This window comes from Facklamia languida CCUG 37842 (genome assembly GCF_000245795.1).
GTDB lineage: Bacteria > Bacillota > Bacilli > Lactobacillales > Aerococcaceae > Facklamia > Facklamia languida.
Window position 1 is genome coordinate 824,931 of record NZ_JH601133.1, and the last position, 25,591, is coordinate 850,521.

Below are 25,591 nucleotides of genomic sequence, written 5' to 3' on the forward strand. Positions count from 1 at the left end.
TAGTTTTGAGTGATCGAGAGACGCTCTAAGACATAAAGAAGACGTGTGGTGATGATGGCAAGAAGGACACACCTGTTCCCATGCCGAACACAGCAGTTAAGCTTCTTAGCGCCGATGGTAGTTGGAACTTTGTTCCTGTGAGAGTAGGACGTTGCCACGCGTTTTTCATTTATGTTTATTCCGCCATAGCTCAGCTGGCAGAGCGCATGACTGTTAATCATGATGTCGTAGGTTCGAGCCCTACTGGCGGAGTTCTTTTTTTTTGTAAAGAAATGACTTTTGACTATCCTATTTAGCTTTATGACCAAGAATCATTCACAGTATTAGCTTTTTATGGTATGATGGTTAAGTGATTCGCTTTTATTCTATTGCCGCCTTAGCTCAGCAGGTAGAGCGCATCCATGGTAAGGATGAGGTCGCCGGTTCAATCCCGGCAGGTGGCTTATTTACTTGCAAAAAGAAGATATTTAAATTATTTACTTAATACCGCAAAGCGCTCTATAGCCCTTTGTGGTTTTTTGATTTTTGGGAAAGGATAATGGCCATTCTTGAATAAAGTGTGAATTCTATTATTTTATAGTTATTTCCCCTCGGATTGTCTACCAATTTAGGAAAAAAGTTACTATAATAGATAGGAGAGGATCTATTTTAGGAGGTATTTAAATGGATCAGGAACCAAGCCAAACAACCGCTCATTTGAACCGAACCATTCTGATAATCGGAGCAGTAGTGGCCTTAATTTTATTTAGTATCTGGCAGGCAACTTCTTTTGTGGTGTCAGGTGCCCAGATGGACAAGCAGATCGAAGCGCTCTACGATACTATGACAGAGGCTTTGACTTTAAATTCGAAGATCACACAGAAGCAAATTGATCAGCTACAAGAGGAAGTCGACCATCTACCCGTCTTAAGTCGTGCTTATTATTCGAACCAAGTCGATGACCTACAAAGACAGTATGATAATTATCAAGCGGCTAAAAAGCTCTTTGATTCAAATGGCAATCTAGTCTCTGATTTGGATGTTGACAAGGTAGAAGCAATGGTGAAGGAATGTGAGCGGGGTGCCTTAACACGTAACGCTTGCCAACTTTACAGTCAAGCGCAAACGACTCTGTCCAAGATTGATGAAGCCGATCAGGCGATCGACCAATTGCCACAAGAGGTATCGGTGCGAGGGGACTTAATTGAAGCAGTCCAAGCCTTGGGTGCGATTGAGGACAAGTACCAACATGAACTGGACCAACCCCAAGGGCAAGTCTTGCGTGATAAGTTAAGCCAGTATGCTCATCAACTAGCTGAAGGCATTAAGGCGGCTAGTCAGTATGGTGATTATGATGACGAACAAATTGCAGCGATGAATGAGAGTCATTTTCTTAAAGAGGAATTAAAGGGGACAATGTATGATAACGATCCCTTGATTGCGCTCACCTTCGATGACGGGCCAAACCCTGACCATACGCCAGAGGTCCTGGATGTCTTGAAGAAATACAATGTCAAAGCGACCTTCTTCTTAATGGGAGCCTACGTTGAGCAGCATCCTGAAATTGTTCAAAGGATTGTTGAAGAAGGCCATCAAATTGGAAATCACTCTTATAGCCATCCTGATATGAGCAAGTTAAGTGATGAAGAAGTCCTGCAACAGTTCGAATGGTGTCAACAAGTGATCGAAGATGCGGTCGGATTCCGTCCAGACATCTATCGCTTACCCTTTGGAACCGGAGGAGCGAGGGTCGTCAAGTTGATGGAGAAGGAAGGCATGACCTCGATTCTATGGAATATTGACACATTAGATTGGTCCTCACATGATGCTGATGCGATTGTTCAAGAAACAGAGAACGCCTTGCAGAAGCATAGCTTGTTGCTCATGCACGATACGCATGCGGCAGCTGCCCCCGCTTTAGACCGGCTAATTCCAATGTTACAAGAGCGTGGCTACCAGTTCGCCAAACCCCAAGACCTTTCCTTCAAAATGCGGTATTTTGCTGAATAAGGGTAAACATTAAATAGCTCTTGAATAATTCAACCTAAGTGCTACACTTGGGAGTGAATGAATTGATAAAGGAGATTTGGAATGACAGAGAACGTGATGGAACACTCAAATTTCGTGAATACGATTAAGGGTGCGATTGGTAAGAAGGAAGGCCTTTATGAAGAAAGTAAGGCGCGTTATTTCGTACGGTCCATGTATGCGGGTGCGATGCTGGTCTTAGCCACAGCCTGCGGGGTGTATGCAGCTGATTATATTAATGTGGATGCTCCACACCTGGGTAAATTTATTTACTCCTTCCTATTTGCTTTTGGCCTATCTTTTATTTTATTCCTACACCAGGAATTAGCGACTTCAAATATGATGTACTTAACAGTTGGTGTCTATCATCGCCTGATTAAGCCGGGTAAGGCTACTAAGATTCTGCTGTTTTGTACCTTAGGGAATTTCGTAGGGGCTGTAATCGCCGCTTGGTTGATTGATAACACAGGTGCCTTGAGCCACTTAACCGCTGAGAGTTTTATTGTGACGACGGTCGAAGGGAAGTTGGCAAAAGACTTACTACAGATCTTTATTGAGGCTATTGTGGCAAATATCTTTGTGAACATTGCGATTTTAAGCTACTTAATGGCGAAGAATGAAGTGGCTAAATTAATTTTAGTCTTTGGGGCGATCTTTATGTTTGTATTCCTGGGGAATGAACACGTGATTGCCAATTTTGGCTCCTTTAGTATTGTCGCTTTCTCGAATTACACTTCTGAAGCCATTCAATTTGTACCCGTCTTGATGGCTTGGCTCATGGCTTGGATTGGTAATTTTATTGGAGGCGGACTGGTGATGGGCTTAGTCTATGCTTGGCTCAACGAGGATGGCTTATCCCTACAAGATTAAGTGAAAATCGAATCTTATTCGATAATTAGAGCATGATCAAAGCCTGAGGAACCATGGTTTCTCAGGCTTTTTGTGCGCTTATAAATTGCGAAACTGTTGGCTGCCCAGATGGATTTGTCCACTGGTTAAGCTTTGAATGGATAGGTCTGGTTTTTGAATGAGGAGATGGCCTTGGTCGTTAATGCCTCGGAGGATCCCTCGGCTGGTTTGGTGAGCATCTTGGTAAGTAATGACTTGGCCCACCCCCATTAAGTGGCTACGATAAATAGTCAGGTAGTCTGGTTCATGATTTCCCCTTAATAGATTGTGCAGGAGGTTCAGGAATTGGGCCAGCCATTCTTCTTGTTTAAAAGAATCAGGTAAAGTCTGACCAAAAAAGGTACCCGCAAGCGCATGAAGACAAGGGTCCGCCTGGCTGAAGGAGCCAGCTAAGTTCAGTCCTACGCCGATAACAAGACCTTTGATTGCCCAGGTAGACGAATCCAGCACTCCTTCTGTCAGAATCCCTGCCACCTTCCGCTGCTGGTAGAAGAGGTCGTTCACCCACTTGATTGCTAAAGCTCCTTCTAGGTAGGGGCTGAAAGCTTCGACTATGGCACTGGCCGTCATCAGGGTCATTTGGTCGACTGGGTAGGTCTGACTTGATCGGATGGGCAAGGCCAGGCTGAAGTAGAGGCCATGGCGCAATTGAGAGTAGAAGGCTTTACCATAGCGACCGCGCCCTTTAGTTTGGTGGTGACTGACGAAAAGGCCCGGAGCTTTTGGATCATCCGCAAGATAATCTTTAGCAAGGTCATTGGTGGATGCCACCTCGGCTTGGTAATGGACCTTAAGGTCATTCCAGGCAGGAATCAGCTGACCTTTAAATTGATGAAGTGAAAACATTTTGCGACCAACAAGCCTCCCTTCCGATAGAATATGTGATTTTAGTCCTCTGCTTGTGGGAGGTCGATGATGAGGAGGTCTTTAGGGTATTGGTTGAGGACTTCACATCCGTCTTCAGTGACCACCACTAGGTCTTCGATTCGAACCCCCATTTCACCAGGAATATAAATACCTGGTTCGATCGAGAAGACCTGACCAACTTGAATTAAGTCCTCGTTGAAGGGACCTACATCCCCTGCTTCATGCACATCCCGGCCGATCGAATGACCTAACCGGTGGGTAAAATATTCACCATACCCTGCTTCTTCAATGACTTGACGGGCTGTCCGGTCAATGGAAGCGAAGGTTACGCCAGGTTTGACCGCTTGAATGGCCGCCAGGTTAGCTGCCAGAACCGTCTCATAGATGGTTCGATCTCGGTCACTGATCGGACCATAGAACAGTGTCCGGGTCATATCGGAGCAGTACTGCTTGTATGAAGACCCGATATCAATGACCAGACTATTTCCAGCTTGGGGTAGGGTGTGGTCTGTTTCATGGTGGGGGTCTGCCCCGTTTGAACCATATGCAATGATCGGTTCAAAGGAGAAACCATTGCAGTCTAAATCAGAATAAATCTTAGCCAGGTGGTCCCGCATCGCTTGTTCGCTGAGACCTTGTTTGGCTAATTCGACCATTTGGGCCATGGCTTGGTCATTGCGATGGGAAGCTTCCCGCATGCGATCAATTTCGTCTTGGGACTTAATAGCCCGCAAATCATCAATCAAGGGGCTACCATTCAGGAAGGTCAAGGCTGGTCTTTCTTGCATTAATTCTAATAAAAAGGCACTTGGCCAGGTTTTATCTACTCCGGTTCGGCCAGGATCCAAAATCTTCGCAATTTGGGACATGATAGCTTGGCCATCATGGTAGGTGATGACTTCCAGGTTCTCTTGGTCGCCTTGGTAGGCAGGGAAGAGCTGGTTCAAGATTAGATACATTTGGCCATCGGCCTTGAGAATCAATAATAGAAGACGCTCGCCGGGTCCAACTTGATATTGAGTTAAGTAGCCAATACTGATTGGATCACTAATCAGTAGGTTGGCAATTTCTTGGCTCTGCATGGTTGCTTGTAGCTTGTTTATTGATGGGTTGCCCATAAAAGTCCCTCCAGTTTGTATCTCTTTTGTAAACTATTATAATAGAAATAACAGATAATAACAGATTAAAGTCGGAGGTCTTAGTATGGAGCGATTCCTTATTCAACTTGTTAAAGCCTATCAGCGCTATCTCTCACCGCTCTTTCCTCCTTCTTGTCGCTATCAACCGACTTGTTCCAACTATATGATTCAAGCGATTAACAAGCATGGAGCTTTTAAGGGCTTTCTCATGGGAATGGGGCGCATCTTCAGATGTCACCCCTTGATCAAGGGGGGACAGGATCCTGTTCCGGATTATTTCACCTTACGACGTCATCCCTCCTATCGGCCACAAAATAAGAAGTAACTGCTGTGGATCCCAGTCAGATATGGTAGAATAATAAAGAGTTTGAAAGTAGGTGGAAAGGTTTGAGCTGGATCAATCAATTTTTAGGGGCCAAGCCCCTAGTCAGTCTATTAGACATTGCCATTGTATGGTTTATTATTTATCGTATGATTATGTATGCTCAGCGGACAAGAGCCATGAATGTCTTGCAGGGTGTGGCCGTGATCTTTGTCGCGAAATCAATCAGTCAAGCAGTCGGTCTACAGACTATTGATTGGGTATTGAACCAAATTATCTCTTGGGGTGTGATTGCCCTCATCATTCTCTTTCAGCCAGAGCTAAGGCGAGTGCTAGAGAATTTGGGACGGAATCTATTTACCTCGCGCTCATCTAAACGAAACCCCAGTGAGGATTTGATTGAGGATTTAGAGACCTCTCTACTCTATATGTCTAAGCGGAAGATTGGTGCCCTTATTTCGATTGAAGCAGAAGATCCTTTGGAGGAGTTCATCTCTACTGGTATTGATTTAGAGTCCGAGATCTCGAGTCAACTCCTGATTAATATCTTTATTCCAAATACCCCCTTGCATGATGGTGCCGTTATTATCCATAATTTCAAGATTGCTGCAGCTTCTTGTTACTTGCCTCTTTCAGAGAGCAAGACGATTCCTAAGGAATTAGGGACACGCCACCGGGCGGCCATTGGTCTGGGGGAAGCAACAGATGCCTTGACCCTGATCGTTTCGGAAGAGACGGGGGCTATTAGTGTCGTTAAGCACGACTTCTTGCACCGCGATCTGGACCGAGAGGCCCTGCATAACTTGTTAGTTAAGTACCTCTATGAAGAAGAGAAGGCGAATAATCGCGATCTATGGCAGTATCTCAAGGACTTCTTTGCGATCGAGGGTAAGTTTAAGAGGAGGTCTAAGAATGGATAAGATTTGGCAGAACAAATGGGCTGTTCGTTTGATTTCACTCCTCTTTGCGATTGTGATTTATTCCTTAGTGACAAATGAGAATCGGTTACGCAATAATGCGATTAATTCACAAATTGCGACGAGTGTCAATTCGAGTGAAACCCTATATAATGTCCCGCTTTACTTGGGGCCTCATCCCGATGACCTCTATGTCAGTGACTTACAAGAGAAAGTTACTGTTAAGTTAGAAGGTCCACGTAATATCTTGAACCAAGTGACCCAAGAAAGCTTTGTGGTGCAAACAGAGTCTATTTCGCGAGAAGATATCGGCACAACTACCCTGGCCCTCACGATTAAGGGCTTGCCGAATGAAGTAAATTATCGTATCATACCAGGACGAGTGAAGGTTTCCGTTAAGCAGCGGGAGGTTGTCACCTTACCTGTCCAATATAAATTAGATGGTTTACAGGTGGAGGACGGCTACCAAGTTGCCTCCGTTGAGATGGACCCCAAAGAAGTTAAGCTGACGGGCAGTAAAGAAATGATCGAAGCCATTGATTTTGTTGGAATCAATATTAGCTCTGCCCAGCCTGTCAAGGAGACCTTCTCAGATGTCTACCGAATTCAGATCTTAGATAAGCAGGGTGAGCTCTTGGATGTCAACACAGAAACTTCAGATATTAAGGTGAAGGTAGAAGTGGTCGAACATTCTAAAGAATTGCCACTAAAACTCGTCGCGCTTGGAGAGGATAATACGAAATATACCTACTCTTATGCCTTCCTTGACCAAGAGAGTGTGACCTTGTATGGAAGTGAAGCCGTGTTAAACGCCTTAGAAGCTGTTGAAGTAGTGGTGGATGTCTCTAATATCCAAGCCTCACAAGAAATCGTTGGCATGTTGAATCTTCCTAGTGGCATATCGAATGCAAGTACCAACCAAGTTCCGATCAAGGTGAAGATTGAAGCCATTGATACTACGACAACAGCGGAAGTGAATTCAACAGTTGAGTTGGATAAACAAGATGAGACACAAGATCAAGAATAGATTAATCGTCATCGATCGAGTGACAAGATAGGAGAGAATCATGGGAAAATATTTTGGAACGGATGGGATTAGAGGTCTGGCTAACCAAGAGTTAACGGCAGAACTCGCCTACCAATTAGGACGCTGTGGGGGTTATGTCTTAAGGCAGCATGCTCCAGAAGTTGAGCATCCAAGTGTCCTCATCGCACGGGATACCCGTATCTCGGGGGAAATGTTAGAAGCGGCAATGACCGCCGGCCTACTATCAGTGGGAATCGAAGTGATGCAGCTAGGAGTCGTTCCGACTCCAGCCGTGGCTTACTTAACCCGTACACAAAATGCGATTGCGGGGATTATGATTTCAGCATCCCACAATCCAGTTGAAGATAATGGGATTAAATTCTTCGGGGCAGATGGCTTTAAATTATCGGATGATCAAGAAGAGGAAATCGAAGCCCTACTGGATCGAGCAACCGATGACTTACCGCGACCCAGTGCCCAAGGTTTGGGTACCATTGATGAGTTCCATGAGGGAACCATTAAATACCTTAATTTCCTTCAATCGACCCTATCGACGGACTTGACCGGCCTAAAAGTCGCAATTGATGCAGCCAATGGTGCAACTGCACCTCTGATTAATCAGCTCTTTGCCGACTTGGATACAGATTTTTATACGATGGGCGACCGGCCAAACGGCTTAAATATTAATGATGGGGTTGGCTCGACTCACCCTGAAGCCTTACAGGCCTTTGTCAAGGAGAAGGAAGTAGACCTCGGCTTGGCCTTTGACGGGGACGGCGATCGGTTGATCGCAGTGGATGAAGAAGGAAATTTGGTGGATGGCGATAAGATCATGTTTATTTGTGCCAACCATCTCAAAGATAAGGGACGTTTGAAGGAAAATACGGTTGTCTCAACCGTGATGAGTAATATTGGCTTTCATCAAGCAGTTGAAGCCCATGGCATGGTTGCATTGGAAACGCAAGTGGGAGACCGGTATGTGGTTGAGAAGATGCGCGACCAGGGCTTAACAATTGGGGGCGAACAATCGGGTCATATTGTCTTCCTGGATCTTAATACCACGGGGGATGGCCTCTTGTCTGCCCTGCAACTGATGGCAGTTATGCAAGAGACTAAGCAGAGCCTTTCTCAGCTGGCTTCACAAGTAACGACTTATCCCCAGAAGTTAGTGAATGTAAGAGTTCATGACAAGGCAACCGTCCTAGATGAGCCAGAGGTACAAGCGGCTATTCAAGCGGTGGAGGATCAGATGCAAGGTAAGGGACGTGTCTTAGTCCGCCCAAGTGGGACAGAACCTTTGTTACGTGTCATGGCGGAGGCCGAGACCGAGGAATTGGTGGCGCAATATGTCGACCAAATTGCCCAAGTCATCCAAAGGGTTCGAGGACTGGATAAAGACTAAGCCCTTGGAAAAGTCTCTTCTGCCAACATAAAGATCAAGAAAAGAAGGATCCAGCTAAAGTGCTGGATCCTTCTTTTGGTTCAATCAATTAATATTGAGAGCCTTGGTTGGCGTATTGGCGGCGGAAAGCCGAAGGGGTGATATTGTTCTTCTCCTTGAAGGTCTTAGAGAAGTGAGAAGGGGAATGGAAGCCGACAATATCCGAGATCTTGGAGATTGTCACCGATGAATGGGTCAGGAGCTTCTCTGCTTCGGATAAGCGGACATGAATGAGGTAGTCAATGGGGGAAAGACCGGTCTGTTGTTTAAAGAGTCGGATCAGGTAATATTTATTAATATCCACGAGGTCAGCGAGCTCGTCTAGGGTGACCTTTTGATTATAATTGTCTCGAATATACTGCTTAATCTTTTCGATTTCGTCGTGACGAATCTGGACAGCTGCATCTTTGATGGATAGTTCATGGTGACGCAGCACATGAACCATCACACATTCGATTAACTTACGTAAGACGAGGTCTGAACCGCGGAAGAGCTGGTTAAACTCTAGCAGGGCGAGGTCGAGATAGTATTTTATGGTTTGGGTATGGTCTTGGACGATGAAGAGCTGCTCTTGTGATTCAATCTCAGAAGAAGACGTAAAAACGATGCCTGAGATATTAATCTTAAACCATTCGATTTTGCGAATCGGCTGGATGGTAAACTCTTGGTTGGGATTAAGAATAATGATGTCCCGTTTCTTTAACTCACCCATTGCTTCTTGGTAGCGATAGTTGGCAGCCCCTTTATGCATGTAGATCATCACTAATTGGTCTTGAGAGCCAACAGTGATATCACGATTGGTCGGGACTTTTTCTAATTGAATCGATTCGAGTTTGATCGAAGCAGAATTGATATTCGAAATGTACATAATCTGTCCCCCTCAAAAGATATAAGTTAATTGCTTGATTACAATCTTATCATACACCAAACGGAAGTAAAATGTAATCGTTTTTTTGTTTTAAAGATCTTGATAGTGGGTGAGGAATACTTTGCTTGTTGGAACTTTCTAGTATTCAGACAAGTAAAAAATGGCTGCTATAAGCAACCATTTGAGGGGATGTCCACTCGGTTAGCGAGTTCTATCAGGTCTGTGATTAAGGGGTTATTTAAAGAATAGATCACATGCTTTCCTTCTTTGTGGGAGTGAATGATTTGATAATTCTTGAGTGTGATGAGATGGTGAGAGGTGGTGGCGATCGAGACATCGATTAATTTGGCAATTTCGAATACACACAATTTGTCATAATTCATCAGTAGTTCAATAATTTTGAGCCGGTTACAGTCACCTAGAATCTTAAATAAGGCCGCCTTACTTTCGATCATGGAAGTTTGTAACAGGTCGGCTGCCCGCTTCTTCTCTTGGTTCAATTCATGGCCACTATAGCAACAATACTCTGGCAAGGTCAGACCTCCTTTCAATGATCGTAGTCCATTAGCTGATATTATTGGTGACAATCATGTAGTCAAGACACTGGATCCACCAGTCGGTGACTTGCAAGTCCAGGACCCTTAAAGTATTTGCATCAGGGAAGAAGGAAAATTGACGGGTAAGCAAGCTGATCAAATAATAAGCCTGCTTTAAGGCTCGCGCCTTCTCTTGAGCCAGCTTTAAGTAGGAAGAGATCAAGTAGTCGACTGAAACCGTCTGCTTAGAGATGACCACCAGACTGCCTGCTGACTGGGAAGAGGTAGTCGGCCTCGCTTCCTCTTGAGATTCACGAGTCGTTTGGGTCTCTTCGGTTTCTTTTGTTTGGTTCTCCTTGGTAGAGCTTGGCTGAACGGGCTCTGCAGTTGTTTTAGTGGTTTCTTCCGGTTCAAATGTGATCGGCGGGGTTGGAGGAATCACTTCGAGAGTGGTTGTCGTCTCTTCAGTCGTTGTTGTGGTCCCCTCATGGGAGGTGGTTGTGGATTCTTTGGGCTCTTCCGTTTGATCATTGGGGGAGTTAGGAGCCAGTGGCTGGTTGGTGTCTGAGTCGTGGGTGAGCAAAGGCAATTCAGGACTCTTCGCTAATAATGATTGATGGTCTAAGAAGCCAGTCAATCCTCCAACCAGCAGGATGGTAAGTAACAAAGCCCGGAGGATGGATGATGTTTTTGGATGCTTTTTCATAAGTGAACCTCCTTTTTTGAAAGATTTTTTGGATAAAATTCGTCATCGATTAAGTCTAGTGTATCATGATTATCAGAGTAATGAGTCTTTTGTAACTAGAATGTTGTAAAATTGTGACTTCTGTCATGAAATGCTCCAATATTCTTATTTAAATGAATTCGTGTTACAATAAACCAATGACAATAACGATCCAGAGGAGGAATAATTGAATGGAGATCAAAATATTTAAAACAGCAGAAGAAGCGAGCTATCAAGCCTTAGAACTATTTAAAGAGGTAAAAGAAAAAGGCGGGCGAGTCTTTGGACTAGCAACTGGTTCTACGCCAGAGTTTCTTTATCACTTATTGGCGGCCAGTGACCTGGATTTCTCGCAGGATATTGCCATAAATCTCGATGAGTATCTCGGATTAGCCCCTCAAGATCCTCAGAGTTATGCTTACTTTATGCAGGACCACTTATTTAATAAGAAGCCCTTCGGAGCAACTTATATTCCGAATGGTTTGGCGGAAGATATTCAAGCAGAAGCAGAACGGTATGAGGCAATCATCGATGCCCATCCCATCGACTTACAGTTATTGGGGATTGGTTCCAATGGTCATATCGGCTTTAATGAGCCTGGAACGCCTTTTGATCGGACGACCCATGCGGTACAGCTGACGTCCCAGACGATTGCGGATAATGGACGGTTCTTCTCGAGTCAAGAGGCGGTTCCACAAGAAGCATTGAGTATGGGAATTGCTTCCATTCTGAAGGCCAAGCAAATTCTTCTGATGGCTTTTGGGGCGAAGAAGGCTGCCGCCATTAAAGGACTGATCGAAGGGCCTATGAGTGAGGACCTGCCTGTGACTTGTCTGCAAAGCCATCCCCATGTCACCGTTCTCTTAGATGAAGAAGCGGCCCAGGAGTTGACTCGCGTGGAGTAAATTGGCTGTCGATTTCGGCTAGTCGAGCTTCGTTGAGAGTTCACAGGTTAAATAAAATTGATTATAATAGAGGTAATAACATAGAAAGGTTGTGACAATATGATGTGGTGGATTCTTATAGCAGTGGTTGTTGTTCTAGCGCTTGTCTGGATGGGTGTTTACAATAGCCTGATTAAAGCAAAAAATGGTGTCGAAGGTTCCTTTAGTCAAATTGATGTCCAATTGCAACGTCGTAATGATTTAATTCCCAACTTGGTTGAGACAGTTAAAGGGTATGCGAACCATGAGAAGGACACATTAGAAAGCGTGACCCAAGCCCGTCAGCAATTAGTGGATTTACCTAAGGATGCCAGCCCAGAAGCGATTAATGCGCAATCAAATCACTTATCAAATGCTTTATCACGCTTATTGGTTGTGGCTGAGCAATATCCTGAATTGAAAGCCAACCAGAATTTCCAACAATTGCAGTCCACTCTGGAGGAAACAGAGAATAAGATTGCGGTGGCTCGTCAATTATATAATTCAAGTGTTCAGACCTTTAATCAGAAGGTTCAAGTCTTTCCAAATAGTCTAATCGCTAATGTTCATGGCTTTACAACGAAGGACTATTTAGAAGCACCCGCTGAAGCGAAGCAAGCACCCAAGGTAGAATTTTAATATTTAATCAAATTGATACACAAACGTGATCAACCCTTACTTTTCAGATCAAGAAGAAAAGAGTAGAATAGGTTCAATGAACTCTCTTGAAAGGAGGTAAGTATTTGGGGCGTTTAAATCTATATATTCATTATGATGTGGTCACGAATTATTTTATGACGCGTGGAATAGACTTGACTGTGAATGATTTTGCTAAACAATATATGCCACAGAATATTATTTTAGCGAACGCCCCAGAAGAGTTTGGCCGTTACGATGTTCAAACGGACTTCAAGATTCTGCGCGGACAAGATGAAGTCGTTGACTATTTTGATCTGTGTCACAAGGAAGGCAGGCGACTCTCGAATTGGATTGATTTCGATAGTATCGAAATGATGCACCAGCTTGCCCCCTTTGAGATTTCAGAGTTGCTCTATCTTTTCCATGCTTCGAAGGCCCTACGGTCACCTTTTTTCTATAAATTGCAGAACAACTATGTGTATCTGACCATGCCAAACGGTCTGAATAAGACTTACTATCGGCATATGACCCACTTTTATCCGAGATTTCAACGGGCTTTGAGTCACCATATGACGCAACTGATGAACGAGAACCGGGCTTGGTTTCATAGAAAGGAGAAGGAGGCCAATCGGCTTCCACTTGTGATTCTTGAAGCCATGTCCCCTTTGTTTGTTTCAGGTTTGAAGGTGGATTTTAAGCAGGCGGATCGAGTTGATGGTCAGTGGTTTTTGCCACTTTATATTATTGAAGATGAATTGACAAATTTGACCCGCAATCTAAGCCAAGATCAGTCAATTGGCAGTCTAAGCTATCAATCAGACAGTGGAAAATGGGATCTCGTCATTAAGAAGCTGGAGTCGGATGATGTGGAGGAAATAGAATGAAAATTATTCTTTTATACGGTGGTAAGAGTGCAGAGCATGAGATCTCGCTTTTATCGGCGCACAGTATCTTGCAGGCAATCATGTATTCAGTTTATACGGTTCAACCGATTTATATTACGAAAGATGGACGCTGGATTAAGGGAGAAGTCCTTGACCAGCCTTCGCTAGGAGACCAACAATTGATCTTAAGAAGTAGTGATCAAATGGGTTGGTCTGATGCGAATACCCCCTCCCAAGGGATTGAAATTGCACCTGGAGCCATCCAGGAAAAGGATGCGATTGTCTTTCCAGTTTTACATGGGCCTAATGGAGAAGATGGCACCATTCAAGGCTTTCTAGAAGTGCTTGATATGCCCTATGTAGGTGCCGGGATTACAGCCTCCGCAACAGGGATGGACAAGATTATCACCAAGGCCTTATTTAACCAGGCGGGAATCCCTCAAGTGCCTTATGTTGCTTTTACAGATAGCGAATGGAAGCTGCAACAAGAAGCCCTCATCCAAAAGGTTGAAGGGACTCTCCTCTATCCCTTATTCGTTAAGCCCGCTAATATGGGGTCGAGTGTAGGAATCAGCAAGGTGCAAGATAAAAAATGCCTGATTGAAGCTGTAACTGAAGCCTTGAAATTTGACCGCCGTATTGTAGTGGAGCAGGGAATTCAAGCCGAAGAGTGCGAAGTTGCTGTTCTTGGTAATGCCGATATTCATGTCTCAACTGTGGGACACTTGGTTAAGAAGCAAGATTTCTATGACTATAATGAAAAATATGTCAATAATACAATCGAGATGGAAATTCCAGCCCACTTACCCGAGAATGTCATTGACCAGATTCAAAACTATGCCAAGCGCGCTTATTTAGCGATTGATGGAGCTGGCTTAGCCCGGGCTGACTTCTTTGTGACGAGCAATTATGATATCTACATTAATGAGTTGAATACCATGCCAGGTTTTACTCAGTTCTCAATGTATCCCAGTCTTTGGCAGGCAACCGGCTTAAATTATCGCGACCTGATTGAAGAATTGTTACAATTGGCCATGACAAGGTATCATGCTCGTAGGCAATTGACCCAAGCATTGATTGATTAGGAGAGATATTTTTTGAAAGCAATCCGTATTCAGGACATTATTCAGTGTGTCGGGGCATCGGCGATTCATCCAGTGGACCAAGATGTCCAAGTGGAGTCGGTAGAATTTGACTCTCGTAAGGTGACGCCTGGAGCACTCTTTGTTCCGTTGGTAGGCGGCAACACGGATGGGCATGATTATGTTCAACAGGCCATTGACCAAGGGGCAGTGGCTTGCTTCTGGTCTGCCAATCCTGATCAAGCCCCAGTTGATCAAATCCAGGTGATTTTTGTTAAGGATACCTTAAGAGCGATGCAGGACCTGGCTCATTACTATCGTCAACTCATCGATCCCATCGTGATCGGTATTACGGGATCGAATGGGAAGACGACAGCAAAAGATATGACGGCCATGAGTTTGACCTCTAAGTATCAGGTTTACAAGACCCAGGGCAATTTCAATAATGAAATTGGCATGCCGTATACGATTCTCTCCATGCCTGAGACGACAGAAGTCTTGGTTCTTGAGATGGGGATGAACCATTTCGGTGAAATTCAGCGCTTAAGTGAGATTGCTCAGCCTGATTATGCGGCGATTACCCTGATAGGAGAGAGTCATATTGAGTTCTTGGGCAGCCGTCAAGGGATCGCCCAAGCCAAGTTGGAAATTTTGGCAGGTATGCAGCAAGGTGGCGTCTTGGTTTATCCAGGCAATGAGCCGTTAATTGATCAAGCCTTGGAGAAAGCCCCGACTGCGATCACCTGTTATCGTTTTGGCTTTGATCCGGCAGATGATTTCTATGCTTATGATATTCATGAGGAGTACAATAAGACTTATTTCCGAACATCAATTGATGGAAATGTGCTGAGCTCAATCCCTATCATTGGCTCTTATAATGTCAGTAATGCCTTGATTGCCTTGACCTTTGCCCAATTCTTGCAAGTGCCAATTGAACAGGCTATTTTTCAATTATCCCAATTTGAGTTGACGGCTAACCGGGTTCAATGGCTAAAAACCCATAATGGTGCGAAGTTATTGAATGATGCTTATAATGCCAGCCCAACCTCGATGCGGGCGATCCTTCATTCCCTAGGTCATGTGGAAGTCGAAGGTGGTGGGCGCAAGATAGCGGTTTTAGGTGATATCCTAGAGTTAGGAGCACATAGTGCAGCTTACCATCGCGGCTTAGCTGAGGAATTAGATCCAGAACGGATTGAAGCGGTCTACTTATTTGGCCCCGAGATGGTGAACCTCTATGAGGTCTTACAGGAACAGTATCCTGAGAATCGGCTATTCTATGAACGAGACAACCACCAAACCTTGATCCAGGCCCTGCAAAGAGCGATCAAGCCAGAAGATGTGATTCTAGTGAAATCAAGCTTTGGCGTGGACCTGCTTCAAGTGGTAACAGCTTTAACACAAGCCTGACCCCTGGTCAGGTCAAGGGATGGGGATTGGGTAGACCACTCCGTCCCTTTTAATATGAGAATAAGAAAAGAGGAAATCATTGAAATTTACAGACTTACTATTAAAAAAAGAACTATTGGATACATTGACTCAGATGGGTTTTGAAGAGCCGACTCCGATTCAGCAGCAGGCGATTCCGCTTGCTTTACAAGGCAAGGACTTGATCGGGCAAGCCCAGACTGGTACAGGAAAGACCGCCGCATTCGGCCTACCCCTTCTCCAGCATTTGGATCGTAACCAGTCAGCCATACAAGGATTAGTGGTGACTCCGACTCGTGAGCTGGCGATTCAAGTCCAAGAAGAACTTTACCGACTGGGTAAGGGGGTTCGGGCCCGTGTGTATGTGGTATATGGCGGGACCTCTCTATCCAAGCAGATCGAAAGAATTAAGCGGCAACAGCCACAAATTATTGTAGGGACACCAGGGCGTTTATTAGACTTAATCCAGCGTAAGGTCTTAAAATTCAACCACTTGCAGACGCTGGTCTTGGATGAAGCGGATGAGATGTTAAATATGGGCTTCATTGAAGATATCAAGGCGATTATCCAGGCGACACCCAAGAACCGGCAGACGCTCCTCTTCTCGGCGACGATGCCACCTGTCATTCGCGATCTGTCTGGACAATTCTTGACCCAGCCCGAATTAGTCAAGATTGAGGCACAATCGATGACAGCCGATTTGGTTGAACAATATTTCACAAAGTGTCGAGATGATGAGAAGTTTGATCTTTTGACGCGTTTTCTGGATGTTCAAACTCCCAAGCAAGCCATTATCTTCTGTCGAACCAAGAAACGGGTGGATGAAGTAGGACGGGGGCTCAGTCTGAGGGGCTATCAAGCGGAAATGATTCATGGCGATATTACACAGCAGAAACGGACCAGTGTCATTAATGCCTTCCGTAAAGAAGAAGTTGAATTATTGGTAGCGACCGATGTCGCAGCAAGGGGGCTGGATATATCGGGAGTGACCCATGTCTATAATTATGATATCTCACAAGACCCAGAATCTTACGTCCATCGAATTGGACGGACAGGGCGGGCAGGCAATGAAGGGATCTCTCTGACCCTGGTTCAGCCTAATGAGATGGCCTATCTGCGAGAGATTGAGCAATTAATCGGTAAGCAGATGTTACCGATGAGACCGCCTACCCTCCAAGAGGCGCAGCATCAACAAGTGCAAACAATTATTGACCAAATTAACGACCAGATTGACAAGGGACAAGTCGAACCTCACCGGAATACGGCAAAAATTCTATTAGATCACTATCCTGCGAATGATCTGGTGGCGGCTCTGCTGGACCAGCTGATCGTGGATAACCAGCAGATTCCCGTTTCGATCTCCCCACAAAAGCCACTTCCTAAGGCTAAGCGGAAACAAAGGGCACAAGATTATGCCAAGGATAAGCGTAGCAGGGGACGAAAAAAATCCCATCATAAGCCCAGAGGGGAAAGAAATAAGCAGACAAGTGGTTCCAAGCGAGGATCCCAAGGGGTCAAGCAACCGTTTAAAATCAAGAAAAACAAAGCAAAGGATGCATAAATCATGGAAGTGGGAATTGATCTAGTGGAGATCGACCGGATCCGAAAAATTCAAAAAAATTATCCACAATTTGTGGATAAAGTACTTGGTGACCAGGAGCGTCTGGTCTATGATCCTCTAAAGGGCCAGCGGCAGACCGAGTTCTTAGCGGGGCGGTTTGCAGCCAAGGAAGCCTACGCTAAGGCACTTGGCTGTGGTATTGGAAGATTGACCCTGGCTGAAATCCAAGTCTTACCAGGCCCGACAGGTAAACCCTACCTTGCGAGCGGTCCGATCATCCAAGAGGTGAGTCTATCGATTAGCCACGCCGACCATTATGCGACTGCCGTGGTCTATCTTGATTTAGACCAGAAGGAGATTGAGGAGCGCTTGCACCTTTATTGGCAGATGAAAGAGACGGAGTAAAGTCGACTTGTGGCGATCTAATCAGAAGGAGCGATCATCATGTTAAAAGTTTCCAGCCAAACTGTTGGGTGGCTTCAAGAAAACACCCACGTCATTCATAACCAAGCGAAGGAGGCCTTGATTGTGGATCCAGGAGCCAATGCTGACCAACTGATTGCGTGGATCCAAGCGCAAGCTTGGCAGCCCCTGGCCATTCTCTTGACCCATGCGCACTTTGATCATATCGGGGCTTTAGATGCTCTGCGGGACCAATTTGGAATTCCGGCTTATCTACACCAGAATGAAGCAGAATTTCTAACAAACCCCGAGTTTAACTTATCCCAAATGGCCCCCCAACCACTGACTCAACGACCTGCGGACCTACTATGGCAGGAAATGGGACCTTATTCGATCGGGCCCTTTACCTTCAATCGTCGGTTTACGCCTGGTCATAGTCCGGGTCATGTGATGTATCTCTTTGAAGAGGACCAGATCGCCATCAGCGGCGACTTGATCTTCAAGGCAAGTGTGGGGCGCACCGATTTACCCCAGGCGAATACGCAAGACCTCTTTGAGAGCATTCATCGAGAAGTGAATCCCCTGGCAGAGACCTACCATTTTTATCCTGGCCATGGTCCAGCCTTTACTTTGGCAGAAGCCTGGCAAAAGAATCCTTTCTTGAGTTGATAAAAAGACCCCCTGGTAAAAAGCAGGGGGTCTGGAATGACTGAACTAGTCATATTCCCAGAAGTGGACGCGGTATCTGCGCTTCTCCAGGTCCTTGATCAGGGCTTGGAAGGTCAGGATATCCAAGTTCTTGGGTAGGTGGTAGAGGATGGCAGGGTATTCTTGGTAGTCACTTGCAGCCAGTGTAATGACCGATAGAATCTTAGAATAGCGGCCAATCAGACGGGTGACCCGACTCACTTGCCCCTTATCTGTCTGGCTATCGACGATGAGGGTATAGCCGACATGGGGGAGGGACCAAGCTTGGTAGAGATAGTCCATGAGTGTCTGATGCTTGACAACCCCGTGGAAGGCTTGGTCTTGATCAAGGACGGCAATATAAGGCAAGTCCTTGAGCGAGAATAACAAGTCAGATAAGGAATCATTCAAGTGGACGATCTTGGTCACATTCTTCATGAATCGGGTGACCCCCATCTGGTTCAGATCGGCCTCAGGATGATGGTAGAAATACTTATAGACATGATGCGCATAGAGGGTGCCTCGATAAATCGTCTGACTCGAGTCGACGATTGGTGCACAACGGAGACCTTCTCCTTCGAGGATGGTTAAGGCTTTAACCGCGCTTGCCGCTTCGGATAGGGTAATTAAGTCCTCTTTAGGTGTTATTAAATCTTTGATCATTCGGATGGCTTCCTCCTAGTCTGTAAGGTAGATATGAAAGTTGGATCAAAATGAGGGGTGGAACATTTAATCTTAACTATTTTAGCATATTTTAAGAAAAAGGCAATGATTTTCTCATGACAAGTTAATCGCCTGGGTGTTCGTCCTAACAAGTATTGCTTTTTTAACTGAAGTTTTCTATTATGAACATAGTTGAAATATTGTACAGTTATTGACAAATTAAAGGAGAAATGAATAGAATTATGGACTCCTCGGGGAATTCACTGATATTACAATTGGTTGTCATTTTAATCTTGACGGCTATCAATGCCTTTTTTGCAGCGGCAGAAATAGCTTTCGTATCGATTAATCAATCAAAAATGCGCACTCTGGCTGAAGAAGAAGGGAATCCCAAGGCTCAAAGGGTCCTGCGCTTGATTGACAATGCAGATGATTTCTTGGCAACCATTCAGGTTGCGATCACCTTGGCTGGATTCTTGTCCAGTGCTTCGGCTGCGACCAGCTTTGCGAAATATATTACCCGTTGGTTACCAGACTTTCCGGCAGCTTATACCATTTCGATTGTGGTTGTGACCATCATCTTGTCTTATATTACCCTGGTCTTTGGGGAACTTTACCCCAAACAAGTAGCTCTTCAGATGCCGGATCAGATTGCCATGGCAACGAGTGGTTTTGTTGAGTTAGTGCAGCGGGTCTTCAGGCCCTTTGTCCAACTCCTATCCGTTTCGACTGGTCTCTTAAAAAGAATCACCCCTATTGATTTTAATGCCGATAAGGAGCGGTTCACCCGCGAAGAGATGGTCGCGATTCTAACCCAGAGTCAAGCGGAAGGCGCGATTGACCTAGCCGAGTATGCGATGCTAGAGGGGGTCTTGTCTTTAGATTCCAAGCTAGCGCGAGAGGTCATGGTACCGCGGACCGATACCCAGATGATTGATATCGAAGATGATTATCAAGAGATCCTGCAAGAGATCCTTGATTCCCCCTATTCACGACTACCGATCTATGAAGAAGATAAGGACAATGTGATTGGGGTCTTACATGTTAAGCAATTGCTCAAGAAGGCTAGTCGAGACGGCTTTGACAATATTGATTTTATGGAGATTGCCAATGAGCCACTGTTTGTACCCTCAACTGCGTATATTGATGACCTGCTCTTGGAATTCCGCCGGGAAGAGACCCACATGGCGATCTTACGGGATGAATATGGTGGGGTCGAAGGAATTGTCACCCTTGAAGACCTGATCGAAGAGATTGTTGGGGATATTAATGATGAATCCGATATTACTGCCTCAGTTGTCCGCAAGATTGATGATGCCAATTATTATATTAATGGGGTTATCACCCTTGAGAAATACAACAATGTCTTTGATGAAGACCTTGAATCTGAAGAAGTTGATACCATCGCAGGCTTGATGATTATGGTCATCGGCTATGTGCCCGAGGATGATGAGCGGGTATCGGTTCGCATGCATGACTATGTGCTGACGACATCGAATGTTGAGAATGGACGGATTCGAGGCATCCAAGTGATCCATGATCCGGATTATTCTTTAGAGACAGAGTATAGTCTCAATGCTTTCTTAAAAGAGAACGATCGACGTGAGAATGATTTCGATCTGGATGATTAGTAACCAAGCCCGATAAAATAAAAGCTAAAAAAAGAACGAGCCTTACGATCTCGTTCCTTTTTGTTTGGAGGAAACATGTTAAATGAAATGATGCACCGTCCGGTTGTGATGGAGGCGATAGTTGACTATATGCGGTCCGAATTATCTCCCTTTGAAGGGGGACTGGCCGCGATTGAAGCTTATGCGAATGAACGTGGGATTCCAATTATACCCCACGAGACGGCTAAGTTTTTGGACTTGTTATGTGCGACACTCCAGCCGAGTCAGATCCTAGAAATTGGAACTGCTATCGGCTTTTCGGCGAGTTTGATGGCTCAACACCTTAGCCAGGGAGGCCACTTAACGACGATTGATCGTTACCCTAAGATGTTCGAACGGGCTAAAGAGAACTTCAAAACTCTCGGCCTAGAAGACCAGATCAGCCTGATGGAGGGGGAGGCGGCAGACCTGCTGCCCCAGCTAGAGGGCCCTTATGACTTAATCTTTATGGATTCCTCCAAGGCCAAGTATATTGAGTTTCTACCTGAATGTATGCGCCTCTTGAACCAGGGGGGGCTACTTCTGATTGACGATGTCTTTCAGGGGGGGACTGTTCTGGCAGATGAAGCGGAAATACCAAGACGGGTACGGACCATTCACCGCCGCTTGAATGAGTTATTAGATACGGTCTTACCTGCTAAGAATCATCGTTCTTGTCTCTTGCCCTTAGGTGATGGTGTTTTGATGATTCGTAAAGAAAGTGATTGTCCTGACTTTATCAAGTAAGGGACCAGTTAACCGCTAGTCGCCATCTTTTGACTAATGAAGGGATATTAGTATAATAAGGTTAATGACCAAGACCGTTAAGGACCACTCTTGGGTCGATCCTAGGACAAAGATTCTCACTAAACGGACTGTTTAGTTTATAAAGGAGTGAAACAGCATGAAGCGTATTCTTGTTGTGGATGATGAGAAGCCTATTTCAGATATTATTAGCTTTAATTTGAGAAATGAAGGATTTGAAGTAGTAGCGGCTTTTGATGGTGAACAGGCCCTTGAAAAGTTCAATGAATCAAATCCAGACCTCATTATTTTGGACCTCATGTTACCCAAAATTGAGGGACTTGAGGTGTGCCGTGAGATTCGTAAGACAAGTACTGTTCCTATTATTATGTTAACCGCTAAGGACTCTGAGATTGATAAGGTCTTAGGTTTGGAATTGGGAGCGGATGATTATGTCACCAAGCCCTTCTCCAACCGTGAATTGATTGCCCGGGTAAAGGCCAATATTCGCCGGAGCGCAGTACGAGAAGAAGAAACAGTTGAATCTCAGTCGAATGATATTGAAGTTGGCGATCTGACGATTCACCAAGATGCCTATACCGTCTCCAAGCGAGGACAAGAGATTGAACTGACTCACCGTGAGTTTGAGTTGCTTTTATATTTAGCCAAGCATATCGGCCAAGTCATGACACGTGAGCACCTATTAGAGACGGTCTGGGGATATGATTATTTTGGCGATGTTCGAACAGTCGATGTCACCATTCGACGTCTGAGAGAGAAGATTGAGGATACACCAGGCTATCCGAACTTTATTATTACCCGCCGGGGTGTCGGTTATTTCCTCAAGAACCCTGATCAAGAATAGGAGTCAAGCGAGATGAAGCGTTCTTTTTCAGCGATCCAATCGATCTATGTAAAAATACCGCTTTTATTTGTTGTTATTTTATTTATTGTGTTTGAATTTGTCAGTGTTTTCTTTATTGACCGATTCGAGATCCAAACAGTTGCAACAATGAAAGAACAGATCAGTACCCAAGTGGACTTTCTGGCTAACAATGTGGTGCCCATCTTGGAGAATGATGATCTGGCTATAAATGACCGTGACCAGCGCCTTAATCAGGCGCTGGATTCTTTCAGTACAACCTATCCGACCACCATTCGACTGGTCAATGCTCAAGACTATTTATTAGCGACCAATAAGTTGGGTGAACGCTCACGTATTGGACTGCGGACCAATGATGAATTAGTCCGCGATGTATTGATTAATCGCCGGGCGATTGAAGATGATGAGTTTATTAATTTGAGACAGCCCTATTCTATCGTCAAGCCCTTGTTTACTCAGCGGCAAGGTGAACAGCAATTGCTAGGTGTGATTGCAGTTGAAGCCGAGATGGACCGGTTGAGTGAACAACGTGATGAAGTGATTCAGCTCTTCTTGAGGGCGATTGCTTTAGCAATTGTGGCTGGATTTATCCTGGCCTTTGTTCTGTCACGGGGGATTACCACACCGATTGAGAACATGCGTCAGCAAGCCCTGCGAATCGCAGAGGGGATCTATGACTATCCAGCGGAGGTCTTCGGGCATGATGAGATTGGTGAATTGGCGGTAACCATTAATGAACTGGCGGTCAAGGTCCGCGACGCACAAGAATCGATTGAATCTGAGAAGCAGCGCTTGGATGGAGTTCTAAAGCATATGACCGATGGCGTTATTGGAACCGACCGCCGGGGGAATATTCTGCTCGTTAATGAGAGGGCGCTGGAGCTCTTAGATATGTATCATAAGCAAGCAGAAGGGCAACCGATCCTGAAAGTCTTAGGGATTGACCAAGAGTACCATTTAATTGACTTCTTGAAGGGGGACAAAGGGGAGCATGAGCTGTTTGTCCATAAGACGATCGAGGGTCAGCATTCAACCTTGAAGTGTGAATTCTCCATCATTCGTCGAGAGACGGGATTTGTAACGGGCTTGGTATGTGTGCTGCAGGATGTGACCGAGCAAGAGAAGAACGAGCAAGAACGTCGAGACTTTGTGTCTAATGTGTCCCACGAATTACGGACCCCTTTAACCAGTATCAAATCCTACTCGGACGCCCTAGTCGATGGGGCATTGCAAGATCCGACGATCGCTTCTGACTTTCTCAAGGTCATCCAGTCGGAAAGTAACCGGATGATTCGGATGATTGGAAATTTACTTGACCTTTCTAAGCTTGATGGAGGGCAAATAAAGCCCAATTATGAATTTGTTGATTTCAGGCGACTGGTTATTTTTATTCTGGACCGGATTGAATTTACGCTTGAGAATGAGGGACAAGCAGGTAAGTATAAGATTACCCGTAATTTGACCCGAAAAGAGGTCTATGTTGAAATCGACCAAGACCGGATGACACAAGTGATTGACAACCTCATGAATAATGCGATGAAATATTCACCAGATGGGAGTGAAATCATCGTGACCCTAGCGGATTATCGTGACCGTATTGTCTTGAGTGTCCAGGACAGTGGTCTGGGAATTGCACAAAAGGATATTCCCTTCCTATTTGACCGTTTTTACCGGGTGGATAAGGCACGGTCCCGCCAACAGGGAGGAACGGGTCTAGGGTTAGCGATTTCTAAAGAAGTGGTTGAACTTCATGGTGGACAAATTTGGGTTGAAAGTGAGGAGCATAAGGGATCGACTTTCCATTTCTCGCTCCCCTATACTGAATTTGAATTGGAAGATGAGTGGGAGGGCTTAATGTGAAACGCGCGTCATGGTTAACAGTTGGCCTAGTCAGCTTGATTATTGTTAATATGTTCCTAATTTTTTACTTGTTTAATAGCCAAGCACGCTACGAATTTGCCCAGCAATTGAGGCAGAATCGCAAATCCAATCCAGTGGTTCAAAGAGAAGTGGAGGACCCTTATTATCACTTGGTAGACCTCGACCTGATGGACCTGTTAGGGCCAACATCGGTCATTGTCCGTGATCAAGGAAAGCTCTATCGCGTACCTAAGCCCAGCATCTGGCAAGATATCTTAGACCAAGAAGATTCAACACCCCTCTTAAGCTTGGTGGATAACACGCCGATCATTGATCCAGTTGGTTTAGCTCATATCCTTGACCAGGATCATGTTCAGCTGCTCTTTTTCACCAAATTTTCTATTCCTTTGTTGAGTGATTTGGTAGAGGTCCCCAAAGACCAGTCAACTCAATTTGCGGTTAATCGGATTGTCTTTGCTAAGGATGATCAAGGCAGTGTGTATCTGGTTGATTCGGAGAAAAAAAGCTATCTCCAAGCCCGATTGACAGATGCCAAACGGATGGAAGCCATTCTCGGACAAATGGACGCGACCCATACCGACCAGATTGAAGTGGTCGAATATCCGATCAACCGTGATTCTGTCTACCTACCTAAATCAGCCTTGCTTTCACCCAGCCAGGTCTTTACCTTGGAAAAAAATCCTGAGAATTTATTGGTCCATCCAATCTTTGGTAGTGAGAATTTCGATATCACCCAACCGGATGTCAAAAACGAACGAATCCTGCAAAATTATAATACCAGTCTCAGAATTAATGATACGACACGGATGATGACCCTCACCAAGAGCCGAAATCAGGGGACAAGTAGCCTGAATCAAGATGGTAATTTAATGACCCAAAAGGAAAAGGTTACCAAGGCCTTAGACTTTCTCAAGAAATTTACCTATTGGGACAAGGGTGTCTTTTATGCAGGTGAAAATAATAATCAATTTGTTTTTCGTAGAGCCCTAGAAGGGATTCCAATTTTTTCTGCACCGGAGATTGAAGAGGCGGATTATGGCGTAACCCGGATGACCTTGGGTGAGCAAGCGAGTCGCCTGGAACTCGGCCGTCTCCAAATGCCTCTCTTGATGCTAGGGGTGCATGTCCCTGACCAGAGTAAGCAGGTCAAATTAGAATCTGCTGATGAGATCAGCCAAATCTTGGAAGATGAAGGGCTCAAATTCTCTCAATTTAATCAAATTCTCATAGGCATGGAGTGGCAGAAGGAGATGGAGAATCTTAAAAAGGTGATTCTTGTCCCTAAATGGTACTTCCAAGTCGGGAACCAGTTTTATTCGATTGATCAAGTCCGCGATGGAACAGTCCGAGCGGCGCTTAAAGAAGTGAGTGGAGGATCGAGCGATTTAACTGCCATGTAAGCCTTGAT

25 protein-coding genes, 2 tRNA genes and 1 rRNA gene are annotated in these 25,591 nt (G+C 45.0%); 22 read left to right on the forward strand and 6 right to left on the reverse strand.

All coding sequences use genetic code 11. The features are described 5' to 3' along the window. Positions 1-44 precede the first annotated feature (44 nt). The 5 genes from rrf to HMPREF9708_RS03760 all read left to right on the forward strand — a co-directional run bounded on the left by rrf (position 45) and on the right by HMPREF9708_RS03760 (position 2,877). Positions 45-160 (forward strand): 5S ribosomal RNA (gene rrf, locus HMPREF9708_RS03740). A 19-nt stretch (positions 161-179) separates the two neighbouring features. After that, positions 180-252 (forward strand) — tRNA-Asn (locus HMPREF9708_RS03745). A gap of 118 nt (positions 253-370) precedes the next feature. Beyond that, positions 371-443: transfer RNA gene (locus HMPREF9708_RS03750), tRNA-Thr, on the forward strand. A gap of 220 nt (positions 444-663) precedes the next feature. Next, on the forward strand, positions 664-1,989 hold the full coding sequence (locus tag HMPREF9708_RS03755; RefSeq protein WP_006308763.1) for a polysaccharide deacetylase family protein: 1,326 nt from the start codon (positions 664-666) through the stop codon (positions 1,987-1,989). 81 nt (positions 1,990-2,070) lie between these two features. Next, positions 2,071-2,877, forward strand: a complete 807-nt coding sequence (locus HMPREF9708_RS03760) for a formate/nitrite transporter family protein (protein ID WP_006308764.1) — start codon at positions 2,071-2,073, stop codon at positions 2,875-2,877. Positions 2,878-2,955: 78 nt separating this feature from the next. Here the strand turns inward: HMPREF9708_RS03760 and HMPREF9708_RS03765 are convergent, their stop codons facing one another. Continuing rightward, positions 2,956-3,762 carry a biotin--[acetyl-CoA-carboxylase] ligase gene (locus tag HMPREF9708_RS03765; protein ID WP_006308765.1) on the reverse strand — a complete coding sequence of 269 codons (807 nt, stop codon included), beginning with the start codon at positions 3,760-3,762 and terminating at the stop codon, positions 2,956-2,958. A 41-nt stretch (positions 3,763-3,803) separates the two neighbouring features. After that, positions 3,804-4,901, reverse strand: coding sequence for a M24 family metallopeptidase (locus tag HMPREF9708_RS03770; RefSeq protein ID WP_006308766.1), 1,098 nt, complete (start codon positions 4,899-4,901; stop codon positions 3,804-3,806). 85 nt (positions 4,902-4,986) lie between these two features. Between HMPREF9708_RS03770 and yidD the strand changes: the two genes are divergently transcribed. The 4 genes from yidD to glmM all read left to right on the forward strand — a co-directional run bounded on the left by yidD (position 4,987) and on the right by glmM (position 8,590). Next, complete coding sequence (gene yidD / locus HMPREF9708_RS03775; RefSeq protein WP_006308767.1) at positions 4,987-5,247, forward strand: membrane protein insertion efficiency factor YidD; 261 nt, start codon at positions 4,987-4,989, stop codon at positions 5,245-5,247. A gap of 62 nt (positions 5,248-5,309) precedes the next feature. Continuing rightward, positions 5,310-6,164: a diadenylate cyclase CdaA gene (cdaA, locus tag HMPREF9708_RS03780; protein WP_006308768.1), complete on the forward strand. Its 855-nt coding sequence runs from the start codon at positions 5,310-5,312 to the stop codon at positions 6,162-6,164. Next, complete coding sequence (locus HMPREF9708_RS03785; protein WP_006308769.1) at positions 6,157-7,188, forward strand: CdaR family protein; 1,032 nt, start codon at positions 6,157-6,159, stop codon at positions 7,186-7,188. Before cdaA ends, HMPREF9708_RS03785 begins: the two co-directional genes overlap by 8 nt. A 40-nt stretch (positions 7,189-7,228) precedes the next feature. After that, positions 7,229-8,590 (forward strand): phosphoglucosamine mutase, encoded by a 1,362-nt coding sequence (glmM, locus tag HMPREF9708_RS03790; protein ID WP_006308770.1) that lies wholly within the window; start codon positions 7,229-7,231, stop codon positions 8,588-8,590. Between the two features lie 88 nt (positions 8,591-8,678). Here the strand turns inward: glmM and HMPREF9708_RS03795 are convergent, their stop codons facing one another. The 3 genes from HMPREF9708_RS03795 to HMPREF9708_RS03805 form a co-directional block, all read right to left on the reverse strand. Then, the gene (locus HMPREF9708_RS03795; RefSeq protein WP_006308771.1) at positions 8,679-9,497 is read right to left on the reverse strand and encodes an AraC family transcriptional regulator; all 819 of its coding nucleotides are present in this window, start codon (positions 9,495-9,497) and stop codon (positions 8,679-8,681) included. A 167-nt stretch (positions 9,498-9,664) separates the two neighbouring features. After that, complete coding sequence (locus tag HMPREF9708_RS03800; RefSeq protein ID WP_006308772.1) at positions 9,665-10,030, reverse strand: ArsR/SmtB family transcription factor; 366 nt, start codon at positions 10,028-10,030, stop codon at positions 9,665-9,667. Between the two features lie 31 nt (positions 10,031-10,061). Beyond that, positions 10,062-10,739, reverse strand: a complete 678-nt coding sequence (locus HMPREF9708_RS03805) for a hypothetical protein (protein WP_006308773.1) — start codon at positions 10,737-10,739, stop codon at positions 10,062-10,064. Between the two features lie 209 nt (positions 10,740-10,948). Between HMPREF9708_RS03805 and HMPREF9708_RS03810 the strand changes: the two genes are divergently transcribed. The 8 genes from HMPREF9708_RS03810 (at position 10,949) to HMPREF9708_RS03845 (ending at position 18,345) form a co-directional block, all read left to right on the forward strand. Next, positions 10,949-11,662, forward strand: coding sequence for a glucosamine-6-phosphate deaminase (locus HMPREF9708_RS03810; RefSeq protein ID WP_006308774.1), 714 nt, complete (start codon positions 10,949-10,951; stop codon positions 11,660-11,662). 99 nt (positions 11,663-11,761) lie between these two features. Next, positions 11,762-12,319 (forward strand): LemA family protein, encoded by a 558-nt coding sequence (locus tag HMPREF9708_RS03815; RefSeq protein WP_006308775.1) that lies wholly within the window; start codon positions 11,762-11,764, stop codon positions 12,317-12,319. A 104-nt stretch (positions 12,320-12,423) separates the two neighbouring features. Further along, positions 12,424-13,203 (forward strand): hypothetical protein, encoded by a 780-nt coding sequence (locus HMPREF9708_RS03820; protein ID WP_006308776.1) that lies wholly within the window; start codon positions 12,424-12,426, stop codon positions 13,201-13,203. Beyond that, complete coding sequence (locus tag HMPREF9708_RS03825; RefSeq protein WP_006308777.1) at positions 13,200-14,288, forward strand: D-alanine--D-alanine ligase; 1,089 nt, start codon at positions 13,200-13,202, stop codon at positions 14,286-14,288. The genes HMPREF9708_RS03820 and HMPREF9708_RS03825 overlap by 4 nt, the downstream gene beginning before the upstream one ends. A 12-nt stretch (positions 14,289-14,300) precedes the next feature. Continuing rightward, positions 14,301-15,695: a UDP-N-acetylmuramoyl-tripeptide--D-alanyl-D-alanine ligase gene (locus HMPREF9708_RS03830; RefSeq protein WP_006308778.1), complete on the forward strand. Its 1,395-nt coding sequence runs from the start codon at positions 14,301-14,303 to the stop codon at positions 15,693-15,695. Positions 15,696-15,774: 79 nt separating this feature from the next. Continuing rightward, complete coding sequence (locus tag HMPREF9708_RS03835; protein ID WP_006308779.1) at positions 15,775-17,274, forward strand: DEAD/DEAH box helicase; 1,500 nt, start codon at positions 15,775-15,777, stop codon at positions 17,272-17,274. Between the two features lie 3 nt (positions 17,275-17,277). Further along, positions 17,278-17,679 carry a holo-ACP synthase gene (acpS, locus tag HMPREF9708_RS03840; protein ID WP_006308780.1) on the forward strand — a complete coding sequence of 134 codons (402 nt, stop codon included), beginning with the start codon at positions 17,278-17,280 and terminating at the stop codon, positions 17,677-17,679. 39 nt (positions 17,680-17,718) lie between these two features. Further along, positions 17,719-18,345 (forward strand): MBL fold metallo-hydrolase, encoded by a 627-nt coding sequence (locus HMPREF9708_RS03845; RefSeq protein ID WP_006308781.1) that lies wholly within the window; start codon positions 17,719-17,721, stop codon positions 18,343-18,345. 45 nt (positions 18,346-18,390) lie between these two features. Here the strand turns inward: HMPREF9708_RS03845 and cbpA are convergent, their stop codons facing one another. Further along, complete coding sequence (gene cbpA, locus HMPREF9708_RS03850) at positions 18,391-19,026, reverse strand: cyclic di-AMP binding protein CbpA (RefSeq protein ID WP_006308782.1); 636 nt, start codon at positions 19,024-19,026, stop codon at positions 18,391-18,393. Positions 19,027-19,268: 242 nt separating this feature from the next. Here cbpA and HMPREF9708_RS03855 point away from each other — a divergent pair, with 242 nt between their 5' ends. The 5 genes from HMPREF9708_RS03855 (at position 19,269) to yycH (ending at position 25,583) form a co-directional block, all read left to right on the forward strand. Then, the gene (locus HMPREF9708_RS03855; RefSeq protein ID WP_006308783.1) at positions 19,269-20,657 is read left to right on the forward strand and encodes a hemolysin family protein; all 1,389 of its coding nucleotides are present in this window, start codon (positions 19,269-19,271) and stop codon (positions 20,655-20,657) included. A gap of 75 nt (positions 20,658-20,732) precedes the next feature. Next, the gene (locus HMPREF9708_RS03860; protein ID WP_006308784.1) at positions 20,733-21,422 is read left to right on the forward strand and encodes an O-methyltransferase; all 690 of its coding nucleotides are present in this window, start codon (positions 20,733-20,735) and stop codon (positions 21,420-21,422) included. A gap of 157 nt (positions 21,423-21,579) precedes the next feature. Then, positions 21,580-22,284 (forward strand): response regulator YycF, encoded by a 705-nt coding sequence (yycF, locus tag HMPREF9708_RS03865; RefSeq protein ID WP_006308785.1) that lies wholly within the window; start codon positions 21,580-21,582, stop codon positions 22,282-22,284. Between the two features lie 12 nt (positions 22,285-22,296). Continuing rightward, positions 22,297-24,162, forward strand: a complete 1,866-nt coding sequence (locus HMPREF9708_RS03870) for an ATP-binding protein (protein ID WP_006308786.1) — start codon at positions 22,297-22,299, stop codon at positions 24,160-24,162. Further along, positions 24,159-25,583: a two-component system activity regulator YycH gene (gene yycH, locus HMPREF9708_RS03875; RefSeq protein WP_006308787.1), complete on the forward strand. Its 1,425-nt coding sequence runs from the start codon at positions 24,159-24,161 to the stop codon at positions 25,581-25,583. The genes HMPREF9708_RS03870 and yycH overlap by 4 nt, the downstream gene beginning before the upstream one ends. Positions 25,584-25,591 lie beyond the last annotated feature (8 nt).